The sequence below is a fragment of the Winogradskyella sp. 4-2091 genome, assembly GCF_045765065.1.
Taxonomy (GTDB): Bacteria; Bacteroidota; Bacteroidia; order Flavobacteriales; family Flavobacteriaceae; genus Winogradskyella.
The window spans coordinates 272,696-287,571 of record NZ_JBJKOD010000001.1; the positions used below are offsets into that span (position 1 = coordinate 272,696).

Here is a 14,876-nt window from a genome sequence, read left to right on the forward strand (position 1 = left end):
GCGATTCCTCGTCGCTACGCTCTGTCGGAATGACAACGATGATTCTTTATTTTGGTTTATAAGCCATAACTTTTATTTCAACCACTAAATCAGGATGCGGTAATTGATGAACCGCAACAGTTGTTCTGGTTGGTCCTGTTTCCTTTTCAAAGAATTCTGCATAGGCTTTGTTGTAATCTGCAAAATCATTCATGTTGACTAGAAAAGACGTAACGTCAACCACATCTTTAAGGCTTGCTCCAACTTTTGCTAAATTTTTTTCTATGTTTTTTAGAACTTCTTGGGTTTGTGTGTAGGCGTTTAGACGTTTTGTTCCCATCTCGTCAATCAGGTCTACACCTGCAATGGTGTTGTCTGCACGTCTAGAACTCGTACCTGAAATGAATATAAAATCGCCTACTTGTTTTACGTGTGGATATGCTCCTCTTGGTGTTACTTCCATATGTTTAAAAAGCCCCTTTTAATTTCCCGAAAGGGAAAAAATCAGAGCGAAAAATTGAGTTAATATTTATAATCAATATTTTTTATGCGTCAATAGTTCCTTCCCTTAGGGAAGGTTCGGATGGGCTTTTTTTATAATCCCGCAATCCTATCATCTTCCAAAATAGCTTCAGTTTCCGCGTTTACTTTGTCTAAAATATCTTTTAAATTGTCTTCTGATGAAATTACTTTATCAGTTAACATATTCAATATGGCCTTGTCTTGTGCGCGTCCTTTTAACATGGCTTGTCTATAACCGATGTTTTCATTAAAGGTAACTAAACTATATTTTGAGGAATACGCATTTTGAAATTCTTTTTCTAAAGCCATTTCGATTTTTCGTTTTTCTTGAAAAATAGGATTCGCCACATGACCTTTCATTTCATGGAAATTGTCAATGGCTAAATCGGCAATAGCGTCTGTATCTTTCTTGCGGTTTTTCTCGTACGTTTTAAATATCGCTTCCCAATTCTCTAGGTTTTGGTCTAGTACTTTATCGAATTCAACCACATCTTCAAACGATGCATTCATACCTTGTCCATAAAAAGGGACGATGGCATGTGCAGAATCTCCCATTAATAAGGTATTGCCTTTATAATGCCATGGCGAACATTTTACCGTTCCTAAGGCTGCTGTTGGATTTTCAAAAAAGTCATCGACTAAGTTTGGCATAATGGCTAACGCGTCTGGAAATTCTTTTTGGAAGAATTCCGTTACGGCTTCTGGTGTTGTTAGATTGTTAAAATTGTATTCGCCTTCATCAAAACTTAAAAATAATGTGACTGTAAAACTGCCATCTAAATTTGGTAAAGCAATGAGCATAAAGCTGCTTCTTGGCCAAATATGTAAGGCATTTTTATAGGTTTTATAATCGCCAGTTTCAGTTGGTAAGAAGGTTAATTCTTTATAGCCATGACTTAAATAGTCTTGAGAGAAACTGAATAAAAATTTCTTACCCAAATAATAACTTTTTCGCAAAGCTGAACCTGCGCCATCCGTTGCTATAATGCAATCTGCGTCTTCTACAAATTCGTCTTTTGAGTTATAATCTTGAAATAAAGCTGTTGTTTTTTCAAAATCTATAGACTTACATTTTTTGTTAAAATGTATAGTGACATTATCATGTTTTTCGGCTTCATTGAGAAGTAGAGCGTTTAAATCGCCTCTAGAAATTGAATTGATATATTCGTAATCTCTTCCGCTATAATTAGATAAAAAAGTATTGCCTTCTTTATCGTGAAGCATTCTACCATTCATTGGTATACATAAATCATTGACTTTATCTTCTAAACCAACGAGTTTAATAGCTTTGTTGCCTCTGTTAGAGAAGGCTAAATTAATAGAGCGACCTGCAGAAATGTCTGTTGTTCTGAGGTCTGGGCGCATTTCGTAAACGGTTACGTTATAACCGCGTTGTCCTAATCGTAATGCTAATAGGCTTCCGCAGAGTCCTGCGCCTATGATTAGTATGTTTTGTTGTTTGTTACTCATTTTGAAAATTTTACTTCAAATAACGTAATTAACTGTTTTGATGCTTTAAAAGGTTTTTTATGTCTTGAATTTCTTCATACGATGGTCTAAACCTATTTAAATTAATAATTTGTTTTCTGTTTTGACGGTTTATTACATACAAATTATTGTTGTTAGAATTGAATTTGAGACTTGAAAATAGTTTGTAATCTACATTTTTTATCAAATCATTTTTGATGACTAGAAGTACTCTTTTATCAGTAATAATTAAATAATCATGCCCTAAGTTAAAGAAATAATATAACAGTCCTAAAATTTGATATTCCCAAAAACTAGCCTCAGACTTTTTCTTGATTTTTAAGAGTATATTTTCATCATTTATAAGGGCAAAGATTTTGTTCATAAAAGTGCTTTCATCTTCTCAACCATTAAATACACATCTTCAAATGAATTATATAAAGGAATTGGTGCGCATCTAATAACATCGGGTTCTCGCCAATCACTAATAACACCGGCTTCAGTTAATTTATCGTGTAAGGATTTGTCGGCATTTAAAACTTGAATAGAGAGTTGGCAACCACGTTCATCTGGATGCTCTGGCGTGATGATTCTGATGGTATCTTCGCCTAAGTCTTTCAGTAGAAACTCAAAATAACCCGTTAGTTTTTTCGATTTTTTTAGGATTTTATCAAATCCGACTTCGTGAAACATATCCAATGACGCTTTGATGGCAGCCATGGATAATATTGGCGGATTACTTAATTGCCAACCTTCGGCTCCTGGTAAAACATCAAATTCGTGACGCATATTAAAACGTGTGTCTTTATTGTGGCTCCACCAACCTGTAAATCGGTTGAGTTCTTTATCATAAGCATGACGCTCATGTACAAAGCAACCCGATAAGCTACCTGGTCCTGAATTTAAATATTTATAAGTACACCAAACGGCAAAATCTGCTCCAGAATTATGTAAGTCTAAATCTACGTTTCCGGCACCATGAGCACAATCAAATCCGACTTTACAGCCATAACTATGTCCTAAGTCTGTAATACGTTTAAAATCGAAAAACTGCCCTGTGTAATAATTGACACCTCCAACCATAATAAGCGCGATTTCGTTGCCGTGAGTTTCAAGAATTTTTTCTAAATCTTCGTAACGTAATAATTCTTCATCTTCTCTCGGTTTCCAGAGAATCAATCCTTCTTTATCATCATAGCCATGATGTCTTAATTGGGATTCTACGGCATATTTATCTGAAGGGAAAGCATCACTTTCAATCAGAATTTTATAACGGTCTTTTGTTGGTTGGTAAAACGACGCCATCATAAAATGCAGGTTCGCCGTTAAGGAATTCATAGTAACTACTTCTATGGGTTTTGCACCAACGAGTTTAGCAGTGGCTTCGGTTAAAAATTCGTGGTATGGTAACCATGGGTTTTTAGCATCCGTATGGCCTTCAACGCCAAGATTTGCCCAATCTTCTAATTCTTGATTGATGTATGCCTTGGTTGATTTTGGTTGTAAGCCAAGTGAGTTACCACAAAGGTAAATAAGGTCGTTTCCATCCTTGTCTTGTGGAATGTGAAACTGATTTCTGTACTGAGATAATTCGTCTAATTCGTCTTGTTGTTTTGCATAATCAAGACCTAGTTTATAGTTGGACAATTTGAAAAATTTTTCGGATTGTAACAAAAATAAGATAATTATATGATTTTTTTATAATTGTTAAATGCCTCAATTATTAGATGACTAATTTGTAAGAATTATATTGTCTAATAAACAAATTCTACTTAGATTTATTGTAATCAATCAATTTATTATATGCTTAAGAAACTATGGTCATCATACTATGAATGGTATATTCAGTTTAGTGGGTTTTCTAGAGGAAATGAACAAGACGAATTATCTTATTTTAGAGATCGACTTTTCATTTCAATTCTCCTCTTAATTTTACCTTTAGGGCTGATTTCATATATTCCAAGTGCTATTTTTAGTATTATTTTGGATAAATGGAATGTCTTCTATGCGGATTCTATCGCTTTTTTGCTCATTTGCTTTTTATTTTTTAATAATAAAATGAGCTTAAGTCTTAAGAAAAACATATTTTCTATTAACCTATTTGTATTATCATTTGCGCTTGTTGTGTATATTGGTTTAAGTAGTAGTAGTGGTTTGTTATTGTTTATGTTAAGTGTTTTAGTAACACTCTATAGTGGAAAGAAAGCAGGACTACTTTCAGTATTATATACTGGCTGTGCTTATGCCTTAATAGCCGTGATTTTTTATTTTCAACTTTTTGACTTCCCTTTTTTTGAAGATGAGGTGTTTGAGGTTGTAGTCATCGTTTTCCTTAATAATGTACTTTTTATTTTAATGACTGTTTTTTCGGTTTCTTTTTTAATAGATAAGATTAATGCTGCGCTTATTAAAGAAAGTAAATTACAAGAAGAACTTATAGAAAAACATAAGAATGTAATAATCGCAAAAGAAAGAGCAGAGCAATCAGATCAGTTAAAATCTGCTTTTTTAGCAAATATTAGTCATGAAATAAGAACACCAATGTATGGGATTTTGGGCTCAGCCGAACTTTTAAAAGATTATGAAACTCAAAATGATGAGGATTTTAAAGAGTTTGTTGATGTCATTGAACAAAATGGTTCAAAATTGCTTGATGTTATCTCAGGAATAATTAATATTTCAGAAATAGAAACAGGCGTTATGAAACTTAATATTACTAGATTCAATATTATTGATACCATTTCTTTAATGTATGAACAATATCTGCCAGAAGCCCAATTAAAAGGTGTGCTCTTTATTTTTGAAAATAATATTTTAAAGGATAATTCTGAGATATCAACAGATGAGGCTAAGTTGGTTGTACTGTTAAAGAAGTTGATAGAAAATGCTATAAAATTCACATCGGAAGGTGAACGTATTATTTTAAGAACATCCATGAATAGTTTAACCTTAGACGTGTCTTTAGAAGATACAGGTATTGGTGTGCCAGACGATAAAAAAGACACTATTTTTAATCCTTTTTATCAAGTAGACGTCAATAATAAAAATGCATTACATGGGTCTGGTATAGGTTTGTCTATTGCAAAAGCTTATGCAGAATTACTTGGTGGCAGTTTGTCTTTAATAAGTGCAGAAGGTGTAGGCTCTACATTTATGTTTAGTATTCAGAGCAATTTGAACGTGAAAGCCAATTAAATAATAGATTTTTAAAAAAGAGAAAGCACTTCTATTAGTAATAAAAGTGCTTTCATATATATAGACGCCAAAAGGCGGAAAATGTAAGCTATGCGTATTTAAATAAAAATTTAGAACGCGAATCTTACATTATAGATTGCAAATGTAATGCCATACTATTAGTTTACCAAAGTAATACTCACATCTGTAAAATTTAAGTTCCAATTACCGTCAGCCATTTTGTGATCTGTGGCAATTTTTATGCCGTTATAAACTTTATAGTTCTCAAAAGTGGTAGTTAATGAAGGTTCTTTTGAGTTTCCTTTTCTAAAAACCCATTCTCTAATCATAAAGTCGTTATCGTAATAAATATCATAAGCATCACCAGGTGTATAACCACCTTCGTTAGGATATGTTATCGTAAGCATATTTAATTGTTTCTTGCTTATTGGTGCAACTGTAAATGTCGGTTCTGATACTTTTGCTGAGCTATCCCAAACTAATTGAAAAGGTACTAATAACCAATATTTATCATTAATGAATTTTTGGTCAGTATTAACATGCGTGCTATCCATTTGGCTTCTACGGTATTTTATATTGGTTTCGCTAGTTGTCATTTTGACCTTATCATTTTTAGGAAACCATGTCCATGATCTTCCTTTGCCTTTAATCGTGTCTCTATCGACTTGGAAAGTAAATTTTACTTCCGATACATTTTTCCAGTTTTCAAAACCATGTGCATTCGCTATTTTTTCTGTAATAGTTAATTCTTTTACGTTTTCAGAAACTGGTGTTTCAGTTTTATCAGATTTACAAGAAACGACAAGGAATAGACCAATCAAACTTATATATAATGCCTTCATATTAAAAAGTTGTTATAAATTACATGCAAAATTAACCAACCATGAAAGACAACACTAATTATTTTGAAGTAAATAAATCGACATGGAATAAGAAAGTAGCTATACATGCACAGAGTGAAATGTATAATTTGGAGGCTTTTAAAAATGGAAAAACATCCTTAATGCCTTACGAATTAAAGGCTTTAGGTATTGTTGAGGGAAAGTCACTATTACATTTACAGTGTCACTTTGGGCAAGACACCTTGAGTTGGAGTAGAATGGGAGCCAAGTGTGTTGGTGTAGACCTAAGTAATGAGGGCGTAAAATTGGCAAAGCAACTAAATGAAGAATTAAAGTTAGATGCTGAGTTTGTGTGTTGTAATGTTTTAGATACATCACAGAATATTACCGAAGCATTTGATATTGTTTTTACAAGTTATGGCGTTATTGGGTGGTTACCAGATTTAAAACCTTGGGCAAAAATGATTGCGGAACGTTTAAAGGTAGGAGGAACGTTTTACATGGTAGAGTTTCATCCCATTGCGTGGATGTTTGATTATATAGATGGACAGCCAAAAATGAAATACCATTACAGTCAAGATGAAGTGATATTCGAAGAATATGAAGGTACTTATGCTAATGAAGATTCTGAAATGGTAAGTAAAGAATATGGCTGGAATCATGGATTAAGTGAGGTTGTAAATGCATTGATTGAAGCCGGATTGCAAATTGATTACCTCAATGAATATGATGAAAGTCCGTATGATGTATTTCCGGATTTAGTAAAAACGGAGTCTGGAATGTATATAATGGAAAATCAATTATTTCCTATGATTTTTGAGTTGAAAGCTACTAAGAAGGAGCCCCTTTAATTCCCCAAAGGGGAAAACTGTGCAATCTCAATTTATATTAATAGTACCTGAAAACCTAGTAAATTTTAAAATCTACTAGGTTTATATAAATATCTAGACCTGCTAGGTTTAATTATAATTAATGCTTTTCTTCTTCCTTTAATAGTTCCGGAAATTTAGCTTTAAATTTATTTAATCTAGGAATAGATACATTCCTTATATAGCCTTGATTTGGGTGAAGCCTTTCATAGTTTTGGTGGTAATCTTCACCAACCCAAAATTTTTGAAAAGGATAAACCTCTGCAGCAATTGTAGCATCTAATTCTTTAGCTAAAGCCGCTTTTTTATCTTCTATTATTTTCTTCTGCTCATCGTTTTGATAAAAAATAATTGAACGGTATTGCGAGCCATGATCTGGTCCTTGTCCATTAACTTGTGTTGGGTTTTGAGAGCCAAAATAAACATCTACTAATTCAGAGAAACTAATAACTTCTGGATCGTAAATAATTTCAACCGCTTCTGCATGGCCTGTTCTACCTGTATTACTTGCTTCGTAAGTTGGGTTTTCAGTAAAGCCACCAGAATAACCAGAAATAGATTCTTCAACGCCTTTTACACTTTCATAAACAGCTTCAACACACCAGAAGCAACCACTAGCAAAATAAGCTCTTGCTTTTCCGTCTTCTAGAGGAACTTCAACAGGTTCTGCATCAATAACGGCTTGTTGTTCTGGGTTAACTTGTGCTTGATTATGGCAGCTAAATATTAAACTTAGACTTAATACGGAAAGTAACTTTTTCATATTTATAATTTTTCTTTTTTTGTCGACTTAAGGTACAAATCCTTAACACCAATTATTCTAAAATTATCTTAAATAAAAAAAGCCCTTGCAGTTGCAAAGGCTTTTTTTTATAATATGTAATGATAATTACTTACTAAGCTTAGTAAATAATTTATTCATTTTTACTTTTTCTTCTTCAGCTAAAGCAGCATCAACTAAGATACGTCCACTGTGCTCATCAGTAATTACTTTTTTACGAGAAGCAATTTCTACTTGTACTTGTGGTGGAATTGTAAAGAAAGAACCTCCAGAAGCACCACGCTCAATAGCAACAACAGCTAGACCATTTTTAACGTTGTTTCTAATTCTAAGGTATGCTTTTACTAAACGGTCATCAATTTTCTTTTGAAAATCTAAAGACTTATTAATTAACGCTTCTTCTTCTTTTTCAGTTTCCTTTAAGATCTCGTTAAGCTCACCTTTTTTGTGCTTTAAGTGTGCGTTACGGTCTTTTAAACGGTCTTTAGTGTCAGAAATAACTACTTTTTTCTGCTCTATTTGCGCTTTAAATTCTTTAATGTGCTTTTCAGCCAATTGAATTTCTAGTTCTTGAAATTCAACTTCTTTAGTCAATGAGTTGTACTCTCTGTTATTTCTAACATTTTTTTGTTGCTCACTGTATTTTTTAATTAAAGTTTTTGCTTCTTCAATTAAGTTTTTCTTTCCTTTAATTTCGTCGTCAATAATAGTAAGGCTATCATTTAGCTTTTCCATTCTTAAGTTAAGTCCTTCAACTTCGTCTTCTAAATCTCTAACTTCTAACGGAAGCTCACCTCTGACATTTCTTATTTCATCTACTCTAGAGTCAATTAATTGTAAATCATATAGTGCTCTTAATCGCTCTTCAACAGAAACTTCAGCTTTTTTTGCCATAATTATAAATACTTTATCGGATTTGTATTTGTCTTTGATAAAATGATTGCAAAATTAGTAATTTTTTTCGAGAGATAGTCTACTAAAAACGATTTTGTGAACTGTTCGCTTTCATAATGTCCAATATCTGCTAATACAATACTATTTTCTGCACTAAAAAAGTCATGGTATTTTAAGTCGGCAGTAATGAAAATGTCAGCATTGGCGGCTTTTGCGGCTGATATAGCAAAACTGCCTGAGCCACCTAAAACCGCTATGCGTTTAATAGTTTTATTTAATGATTTAGAATGTCTAATACACTCCGTATTCATCTTAGTTTTAATATATTTTAAACAATCTTCCGTTTTCATTGCCGTTTTTAGTTCTCCAACCATTCCCATACCAATCTGTTGGTTGGCATTTTCTAATGTTGAAATTTCATAGGCGACTTCCTCATAAGGATGTGCTTCAAATAATGTTTTTAATACTTTTGATTCTAGGTGCTTTTTGAAAGTAACGGAAATCGCGACTTCCTTTTCGGTATGTAATTCTCCTTTTTTTCCAATAACAGGATTAGAATTTTCATTGCCTAAGTATGTGCCTTGTCCTTCAACATTGAAGCTACACGATTCATAGTTGCCTAGACTACCAGCACCAGCCTTAAATAAAGCGGATCTTAAATTTGCTGCATTTACTTTAGGAACATAAGTTTGTAATTTTTTTATTGTACCAGATTGCGGAATTAGTATTTGCTTGTTTATTAATTCTAATTGATTACAAATAATTGAATTAACGCCATTTATAGCATTGTCTAACGCTGTGTGAATAGAGAAAATTGCGATGTTATATTGAATTGCTTTAATAACCACACGCTCAACATAAGTTTTTCCTGTTAATTTTTTTAAACCCGAAAAAATGATAGGATGGAAGCTTACTATAAGATTACAATTGTTTTCAGTCGCTTCGTCTACAACGGCTTCAAGCGTGTCAAGAGTAACAAGGATGCCAGAAACTTTTTCATTTTTATCGCCAACTAAAAGACCAACGTTATCAAAATCTTCAGCATAAGCTAAAGGCGCTAAGTTGTGTAAGTGATTAATTACGTCTTGTATAATCATAAGTGTATATTTGTTTCAAAAATAATATAATTTAGTCATCGTGAACTTTATCCGTATCATATTGTTTCCTATTGTGCCCATTTATTATCTGATAACATGGTTAAGAAATTGGTTATTTGATATTGGTGGAATTTCTTCTAAATCTTACGACGTCCCTGTTATATGCGTTGGAAATTTAAGTACTGGAGGAACAGGAAAAACACCAATGATTGAATATTTAATAAGGCTATTGAAGGAAGAAAAGGATATTGCAACTTTGAGTAGAGGTTATAAAAGACAGACTAAAGGATTTGTTTTAGCAGATGACAAAGCAAATGCTGACACTATTGGAGATGAACCTTTTCAATTTTTTAGAAAATTTAAAGATGTAAGCGTTGCTGTTGATGAAGATAGACAAAATGGGATTGAAAACCTGATGGAATTAAAACCAGATCTCAACGTTATTTTATTAGATGATGCTTTTCAACATAGAAAAGTTAAAGCAGGTTTTAATATAATGTTAACCGCTTATAATAACTTGTATTATAAGGATTGGGTTTTACCTACAGGGAATTTGCGAGAGCCTAGATCAGGAGTTAAACGCGCAGATATAATTGTTGTTACAAAATGTAATAAAGATATCTCGGAAGCAAAAAAGTTGGAAATTGCATCTCGTATTCAGCTTAGAGATCATCAGCAATTGTTTTTTAGTTATGTAGATTACTCATCAGTAGTAAAGTCCGTAAACTACAAATTGAACTTAGATGAATTGCCAGAATTTACACTTGTCACTGGTATAGCAAATGCAATACCACTTGTAGAATTTTTAAAAGAGAAAGACTTAAAATTTAATCACTTAGAATTTAGTGATCATTACAGTTTTAAGGAGTCTGATATTGAGACAATAGCTTCAAAATCATTAATAATTACTACGGAGAAAGATTTTGTTAGGTTGTCTAGATATGTGGAATTAAAGGATAAATTGTATTATTTGCCAATAGAAGTTAAGATAGATAATTCGGCAGAATTTAATGCTTCAATTATAAATTATATTAACTAAAGTAACTTGAGACTATTTTTTCTCCAGACAAGGCTGCGTGCAATTTAGTTTCAAAATCATCTTGTTTAAATGGTTTAGAAATAATGTCATCAAATCCGGCTTCTCCAAATTCGTGCATTTTATCTTCTAAGGTTACAGCCGTAAGTGCAAAAATTGTTAGTTCTTTATCAAAAGTTCTAATGATTTTTGTGGCTTCTAATCCGCTAATTCCAGGCATATGGATGTCCATTAAAACAACATCATATTCTACCTCTTTTACTTTTTCTACTGCAGCTTCGCCATTATCTACCACATCACAATATAGATTCATTTTGTTAAGAATCTTTTTGGTAATCATTTGATTAATCTTATTGTCTTCTACAATTAGAATTTTAACGTTACTTAAATCTAAACTATCCATCTTATTAACTTTTTTAACTTCCTCTATTTTTGGTTTTTCAGCATCTTTATCATATTCTAATGGTAGTTCAAAAAAGAATGTTGTGCCTTTACCAAGCTCACTCTTTAGATAGATTTTACCTTTTAGAATTTGAATAAGTCCTTTTACAATAGATAGGCCTAGACCTGTTCCTCCATATTTTCTGTTAATTTGAACAGAACCTTGAGAGAAGCTATCAAACATTTGACCTTGCTTTTCTTTTGTAATTCCAATACCATTATCTTCAATTTCAAAGCGAAGGTTGTACATGTTGTCTTTTGCATCAACTTTGTATGCTTTTACCCAGATGTCTCCATCTTTTGTGAATTTAATAGCATTTCCAAGTAGGTTAATTAAGATTTGGGAAATCTTTAGTTGGTCACCAATATAGGTTTCTGGCAACCCTTTTTCATATTCGAAATGAATTTTTGTGTTTTGGTCATTAGCAGAATTACTAAGTGCCGAAATCACATTTTCTAATTTATGTTTAAGATTAAAGTTTTCTGGGTCTAACTCTACCTTATTTGCTTCAATTTTATTTATTTGAAGGATGTCATTAATAAATGTTAGTAGGTAATCACCCGAGAATTTTAATGATTTTAAATGTGGTACTTGATGTTCTTTAGGTTCTTCATCTAGAAGCATATTTGTTAAGCCAGTGACAGCATACAATGGTGTACGTAACTCATGTGTAACCGTAGATAAGAAATTTGCTTTGGTTTTAGAGGCTAACTCTGCTTTCTCTTTTGCAACGATTAATTCATCGTTCTTTTTGTGAAGCATTGTATTGGTATTTAACCTAATATTATTGTTTTTATATAACGATAATGTTAATAAAGACAATATTGTGATTAGTGCAATACTTAAAATTGTAGTAATTCTAGTAAAGGCACTTTCTCGAGTAACTTCATCAATTTGAGCTTGTAATTGCGCATTTTCGGCATCTTTATATTTATCAATATTTTGACCAGACATACCAGGTGGTAAATTATCTCGTTTTATATTTAAGATAGAATCAGATAGTTGTATATGCTTAGTAATATAATTATAGGAGCTTTTATAATCGCCATTCTTTTTGTGGATATCGCTAAGAACAACATAAGCTTCGTTAATGTTTTCTAAGATATCATTCTTTTTAGCAATAGCTAAGCCTTCTTCTGCTTGAGATTGAGCAATTCTTGGCTGATTTAAAGCATCTGAAACTTTTGCACTTTCAATAAGAGCGCTACTTAAACGGTCCTTTTGACTATGTTTTTTCGCTAGAATTATAGTTTTAACCAACTGCGATTTGGCTTCTTCGTAACGTTTTTGAGCAATAAATATCTTTGCTTCATTAAGAGTTACATCTGAGATATAAGACTCTAAATCTTCTTGTTCGAATAAATTTTTTGCTGAATTAAAATATTGTAGCGCATATTCATATTCTTCTAAATTACTATGAATAACACCTTTAATGTTATAGGTAATAGCTAAGTTAGCGTAGTCGTCAATTTTACGTTGAATTTGAATGGCATTGTGCAGAGAACCATTAGCTAAATCTGGTTTGTTAACTAGAAATTGAACTTTGGCAATCTTGGTATGAATTTTACCTTGATTTATTTTATCGTCAATTTTTTGAGCAATTAATAATGCCTTATCTAAATTGTCTTGAGCATCGTAGTATTTACCACGATCATTGTCTAATTTAGCCTGAGCTAAGTGATTTTGAAGCTGTAACGTTAAGACGTCAGTATCTTCAACGCTATCTTGTTGCGCAAAGATTAGACTACAAAAACATGCTAAAAATACAAATATGTAATATTTGAAACGGGACATTCAGCTCAATTGATTTGAGGCAAATATAAATATTTATTCGATAAAAGCTATTATTTTACCGATAAATTGCATAAAAGGTCTAAAATTCTTGAACTATATCCTGTTTCATTATCATACCAACCAACTATTTTTACCATGTTTCCGATAACTGAAGTCATTTGAGAATCAAAAATGCAAGAGTGCGGATTACCTACAATATCTATGGATACTATAGGGTCTTCTGTATATTCTAAAATATGTTTTAACTGACCTTGAGCTGCGTTTTTAAAAATTTCATTCACATGTTCAATAGATGTTGGCTTTTCAACATTAATTGTAATATCTGTTAAAGAACCGTTTGCTACAGGTACTCTTATACCACAGCCACCAATAACATCTGATAAATCTGGAAATATTTTAGTTAACGCTTTTGCTGCTCCTGTTGTTGTTGGTACAATAGATTGACCTGCTGCTCTAGCTCTACGCAAATCTTTGTGTGGTTGATCATGTAAACTTTGATCTGTTGTATAGGAGTGAATTGTTGTTATATATGCTTGCTTAATGCCAAGATGCTTTTTAATTAATGCAATCATTGGTGCTGCGTTGTTAGTAGTACAAGATGCATTAGAAATTATAGTTTCATTACCATTTATCGTATGGTCATTAACACCTAGAACAATAGTTTTAATATCATCTTCTAACGCAGGAACAGATAAAATAACACGTTTAGCACCATTAGAAATATGATATTGTAGGTCTTGTTTTGTTTTAAATTTTCCGGTTGATTCTATAACAAATTCCGGATTAACTTTAGTCCAATCTATGTTTTTAGGATGCGGTGCACTATAGATAGGAATTGAAACACCATTAACAATAATATGATTATCATCATGAGAAATGGTTTCATTTAAAACACCATGAATACTATCATATTTTAATAAATGACTTAATGTTTTAGCATCTGCTAAATCATTTATAGCAACTATTTTTAAATTAGGATTGTTTAAAGCAAGTCTAAAAACACGGCGACCAATCCTTCCAAAACCATTAATGGCAATAGTAATCATTAATTAATGTGTTTTTGCGCTTTATAAGAAGATCTCACTAAAGCACTACTTTCAACATGTCTAAATCCTAACTCTAATCCTATTTCTTCATATTCTTTAAATTGATCAGGATTAATAAATTGTTTTACAGGTAGATGTTTTTTACTTGGCTGAAGATATTGGCCAATTGTAACAACATCGACATCGTTTTCTCTTAAATCATGAAGCGTCTGTATAACTTCTTCACGTTCTTCACCAAGACCTAGCATAATTCCAGACTTTGTTCTTCGTTGCCCTTGTGCTTTTAAATATTTTAAAACACCTAAACTACGATCGTACTGTGCTTGTATTCTAACCTCACGAGTTAATCGTCTTACAGTTTCTATATTATGTGATACAACTTCTGGTGCTACATCAATAATTCTGTCTATATGTTTTTCTATGCCTTGAAAGTCAGGAATAAGGGTTTCTAATGTCGTTTCAGGATTCATTCGTCTAACTGATTTTACAGTTTCTGACCACATGATGCTTCCCATATCTTTTAAATCATCACGATCTACACTAGTTAAAACGGCATGTTTTATCTGCATAAGTTTTATAGATCGCGCTACTTTTTCTGGCTCATCCCAATCAACCGTTTCTGGTCTACCTGTTTTAACACCACAGAATCCACAAGAACGTGTACACACATTGCCTAAAATCATAAACGTTGCTGTACCTTCTCCCCAACATTCTCCCATATTAGGGCAGCTACCTGAGGTACAAATCGTATTTAATTTATACTTATCAACTAAAGATCTTAATTCAGTATATTTTTTACCTGTTGGTAATTTTACTCTTAACCATTTAGGTTTACGTTCTGGTAAAATATTTGAAGCGACTTTGGTTTCCATGCAATATCAATTTCTTACAGCAAAGATACGAAGTAAATAA

At 32.3% G+C, this 14,876-nt stretch carries 14 protein-coding genes; 3 read left to right on the plus strand and 11 right to left on the minus strand.

The window, feature by feature from the left end; genetic code table 11:
- Window positions 1-46: 46 nt before the first annotated feature.
- The 4 genes from ACJBCC_RS01205 to kynU all read right to left on the minus strand — a co-directional run bounded on the left by ACJBCC_RS01205 (window position 47) and on the right by kynU (window position 3,615).
- Window positions 47-442: a RidA family protein gene (locus ACJBCC_RS01205; RefSeq protein ID WP_299099203.1), complete on the minus strand. Its 396-nt coding sequence runs from the start codon at window positions 440-442 to the stop codon at window positions 47-49.
- A 131-nt stretch (window positions 443-573) separates the two neighbouring features.
- Window positions 574-1,971: an FAD-dependent oxidoreductase gene (locus tag ACJBCC_RS01210; RefSeq protein WP_407556181.1), complete on the minus strand. Its 1,398-nt coding sequence runs from the start codon at window positions 1,969-1,971 to the stop codon at window positions 574-576.
- A gap of 28 nt (window positions 1,972-1,999) precedes the next feature.
- Window positions 2,000-2,353 carry a hypothetical protein gene (locus ACJBCC_RS01215; protein ID WP_407556182.1) on the minus strand — a complete coding sequence of 118 codons (354 nt, stop codon included), beginning with the start codon at window positions 2,351-2,353 and terminating at the stop codon, window positions 2,000-2,002.
- Window positions 2,350-3,615 (minus strand): kynureninase, encoded by a 1,266-nt coding sequence (kynU, locus tag ACJBCC_RS01220; RefSeq protein WP_407556183.1) that lies wholly within the window; start codon window positions 3,613-3,615, stop codon window positions 2,350-2,352. Before kynU ends, ACJBCC_RS01215 begins: the two co-directional genes overlap by 4 nt.
- A gap of 156 nt (window positions 3,616-3,771) precedes the next feature.
- Here kynU and ACJBCC_RS01225 point away from each other — a divergent pair, with 156 nt between their 5' ends.
- Window positions 3,772-5,163: a sensor histidine kinase gene (locus ACJBCC_RS01225; protein ID WP_407556184.1), complete on the plus strand. Its 1,392-nt coding sequence runs from the start codon at window positions 3,772-3,774 to the stop codon at window positions 5,161-5,163.
- Window positions 5,164-5,321: 158 nt separating this feature from the next.
- Here the strand turns inward: ACJBCC_RS01225 and ACJBCC_RS01230 are convergent, their stop codons facing one another.
- On the minus strand, window positions 5,322-6,005 hold the full coding sequence (locus ACJBCC_RS01230) for a hypothetical protein (RefSeq protein WP_407556185.1): 684 nt from the start codon (window positions 6,003-6,005) through the stop codon (window positions 5,322-5,324).
- A gap of 41 nt (window positions 6,006-6,046) precedes the next feature.
- On the opposite strand from ACJBCC_RS01230, the gene ACJBCC_RS01235 reads away from it, so the two are divergent.
- A complete protein-coding gene (locus tag ACJBCC_RS01235; RefSeq protein ID WP_299099215.1) occupies window positions 6,047-6,856 on the plus strand; it encodes a methyltransferase domain-containing protein in 810 nt (269 codons plus the stop codon).
- Window positions 6,857-6,974: 118 nt separating this feature from the next.
- Here the strand turns inward: ACJBCC_RS01235 and msrA are convergent, their stop codons facing one another.
- The 3 genes from msrA to ACJBCC_RS01250 all read right to left on the minus strand — a co-directional run bounded on the left by msrA (window position 6,975) and on the right by ACJBCC_RS01250 (window position 9,646).
- Window positions 6,975-7,637, minus strand: a complete 663-nt coding sequence (gene msrA, locus ACJBCC_RS01240; protein ID WP_299099217.1) for a peptide-methionine (S)-S-oxide reductase MsrA — start codon at window positions 7,635-7,637, stop codon at window positions 6,975-6,977.
- Between the two features lie 126 nt (window positions 7,638-7,763).
- Complete coding sequence (locus tag ACJBCC_RS01245) at window positions 7,764-8,549, minus strand: zinc ribbon domain-containing protein (protein ID WP_299099218.1); 786 nt, start codon at window positions 8,547-8,549, stop codon at window positions 7,764-7,766.
- A 2-nt stretch (window positions 8,550-8,551) separates the two neighbouring features.
- Window positions 8,552-9,646, minus strand: a complete 1,095-nt coding sequence (locus ACJBCC_RS01250; protein ID WP_407556186.1) for a Nif3-like dinuclear metal center hexameric protein — start codon at window positions 9,644-9,646, stop codon at window positions 8,552-8,554.
- Between the two features lie 40 nt (window positions 9,647-9,686).
- Here ACJBCC_RS01250 and lpxK point away from each other — a divergent pair, with 40 nt between their 5' ends.
- Window positions 9,687-10,685 (plus strand): tetraacyldisaccharide 4'-kinase, encoded by a 999-nt coding sequence (gene lpxK, locus ACJBCC_RS01255; protein ID WP_299099220.1) that lies wholly within the window; start codon window positions 9,687-9,689, stop codon window positions 10,683-10,685.
- Here lpxK and ACJBCC_RS01260 read toward each other — a convergent pair.
- From ACJBCC_RS01260 to lipA, 3 genes are read right to left on the minus strand one after another with little or no spacing between them, the layout of a single operon-like run.
- On the minus strand, window positions 10,678-12,918 hold the full coding sequence (locus ACJBCC_RS01260; protein WP_299099221.1) for an ATP-binding protein: 2,241 nt from the start codon (window positions 12,916-12,918) through the stop codon (window positions 10,678-10,680). The two genes, lpxK and ACJBCC_RS01260, sit on opposite strands and share 8 nt — an antisense overlap.
- Window positions 12,919-12,968: 50 nt before the next feature.
- Window positions 12,969-13,964 carry a type I glyceraldehyde-3-phosphate dehydrogenase gene (gene gap / locus ACJBCC_RS01265; protein WP_299099223.1) on the minus strand — a complete coding sequence of 332 codons (996 nt, stop codon included), beginning with the start codon at window positions 13,962-13,964 and terminating at the stop codon, window positions 12,969-12,971.
- On the minus strand, window positions 13,964-14,836 hold the full coding sequence (lipA, locus tag ACJBCC_RS01270; RefSeq protein ID WP_407556187.1) for a lipoyl synthase: 873 nt from the start codon (window positions 14,834-14,836) through the stop codon (window positions 13,964-13,966). Before lipA ends, gap begins: the two co-directional genes overlap by 1 nt.
- Window positions 14,837-14,876 lie beyond the last annotated feature (40 nt).

Excerpts from the sequence above, each read along its gene's own strand:
- gap (WP_299099223.1), bottom strand. The coding sequence starts at position 13,964 with ATGATTACTATTGCCATTAATGGTTTTGGAAGGATTGGTCGCCGTGTT.
- msrA (WP_299099217.1), bottom strand. The coding sequence starts at position 7,637 with ATGAAAAAGTTACTTTCCGTATTAAGTCTAAGTTTAATATTTAGCTGC.
- ACJBCC_RS01235 (WP_299099215.1), top strand. The coding sequence starts at position 6,047 with ATGAAAGACAACACTAATTATTTTGAAGTAAATAAATCGACATGGAAT.
- ACJBCC_RS01245 (WP_299099218.1), bottom strand. The coding sequence starts at position 8,549 with ATGGCAAAAAAAGCTGAAGTTTCTGTTGAAGAGCGATTAAGAGCACTA.
- ACJBCC_RS01215 (WP_407556182.1), bottom strand. The coding sequence starts at position 2,353 with ATGAACAAAATCTTTGCCCTTATAAATGATGAAAATATACTCTTAAAA.
- ACJBCC_RS01205 (WP_299099203.1), bottom strand. The coding sequence starts at position 442 with ATGGAAGTAACACCAAGAGGAGCATATCCACACGTAAAACAAGTAGGC.
- ACJBCC_RS01225 (WP_407556184.1), top strand. The coding sequence starts at position 3,772 with ATGCTTAAGAAACTATGGTCATCATACTATGAATGGTATATTCAGTTT.
- ACJBCC_RS01230 (WP_407556185.1), bottom strand. The coding sequence starts at position 6,005 with ATGAAGGCATTATATATAAGTTTGATTGGTCTATTCCTTGTCGTTTCT.
- ACJBCC_RS01250 (WP_407556186.1), bottom strand. The coding sequence starts at position 9,646 with ATGATTATACAAGACGTAATTAATCACTTACACAACTTAGCGCCTTTA.
- ACJBCC_RS01260 (WP_299099221.1), bottom strand. The coding sequence starts at position 12,918 with ATGTCCCGTTTCAAATATTACATATTTGTATTTTTAGCATGTTTTTGT.
- ACJBCC_RS01210 (WP_407556181.1), bottom strand. The coding sequence starts at position 1,971 with ATGAGTAACAAACAACAAAACATACTAATCATAGGCGCAGGACTCTGC.
- lipA (WP_407556187.1), bottom strand. The coding sequence starts at position 14,836 with ATGGAAACCAAAGTCGCTTCAAATATTTTACCAGAACGTAAACCTAAA.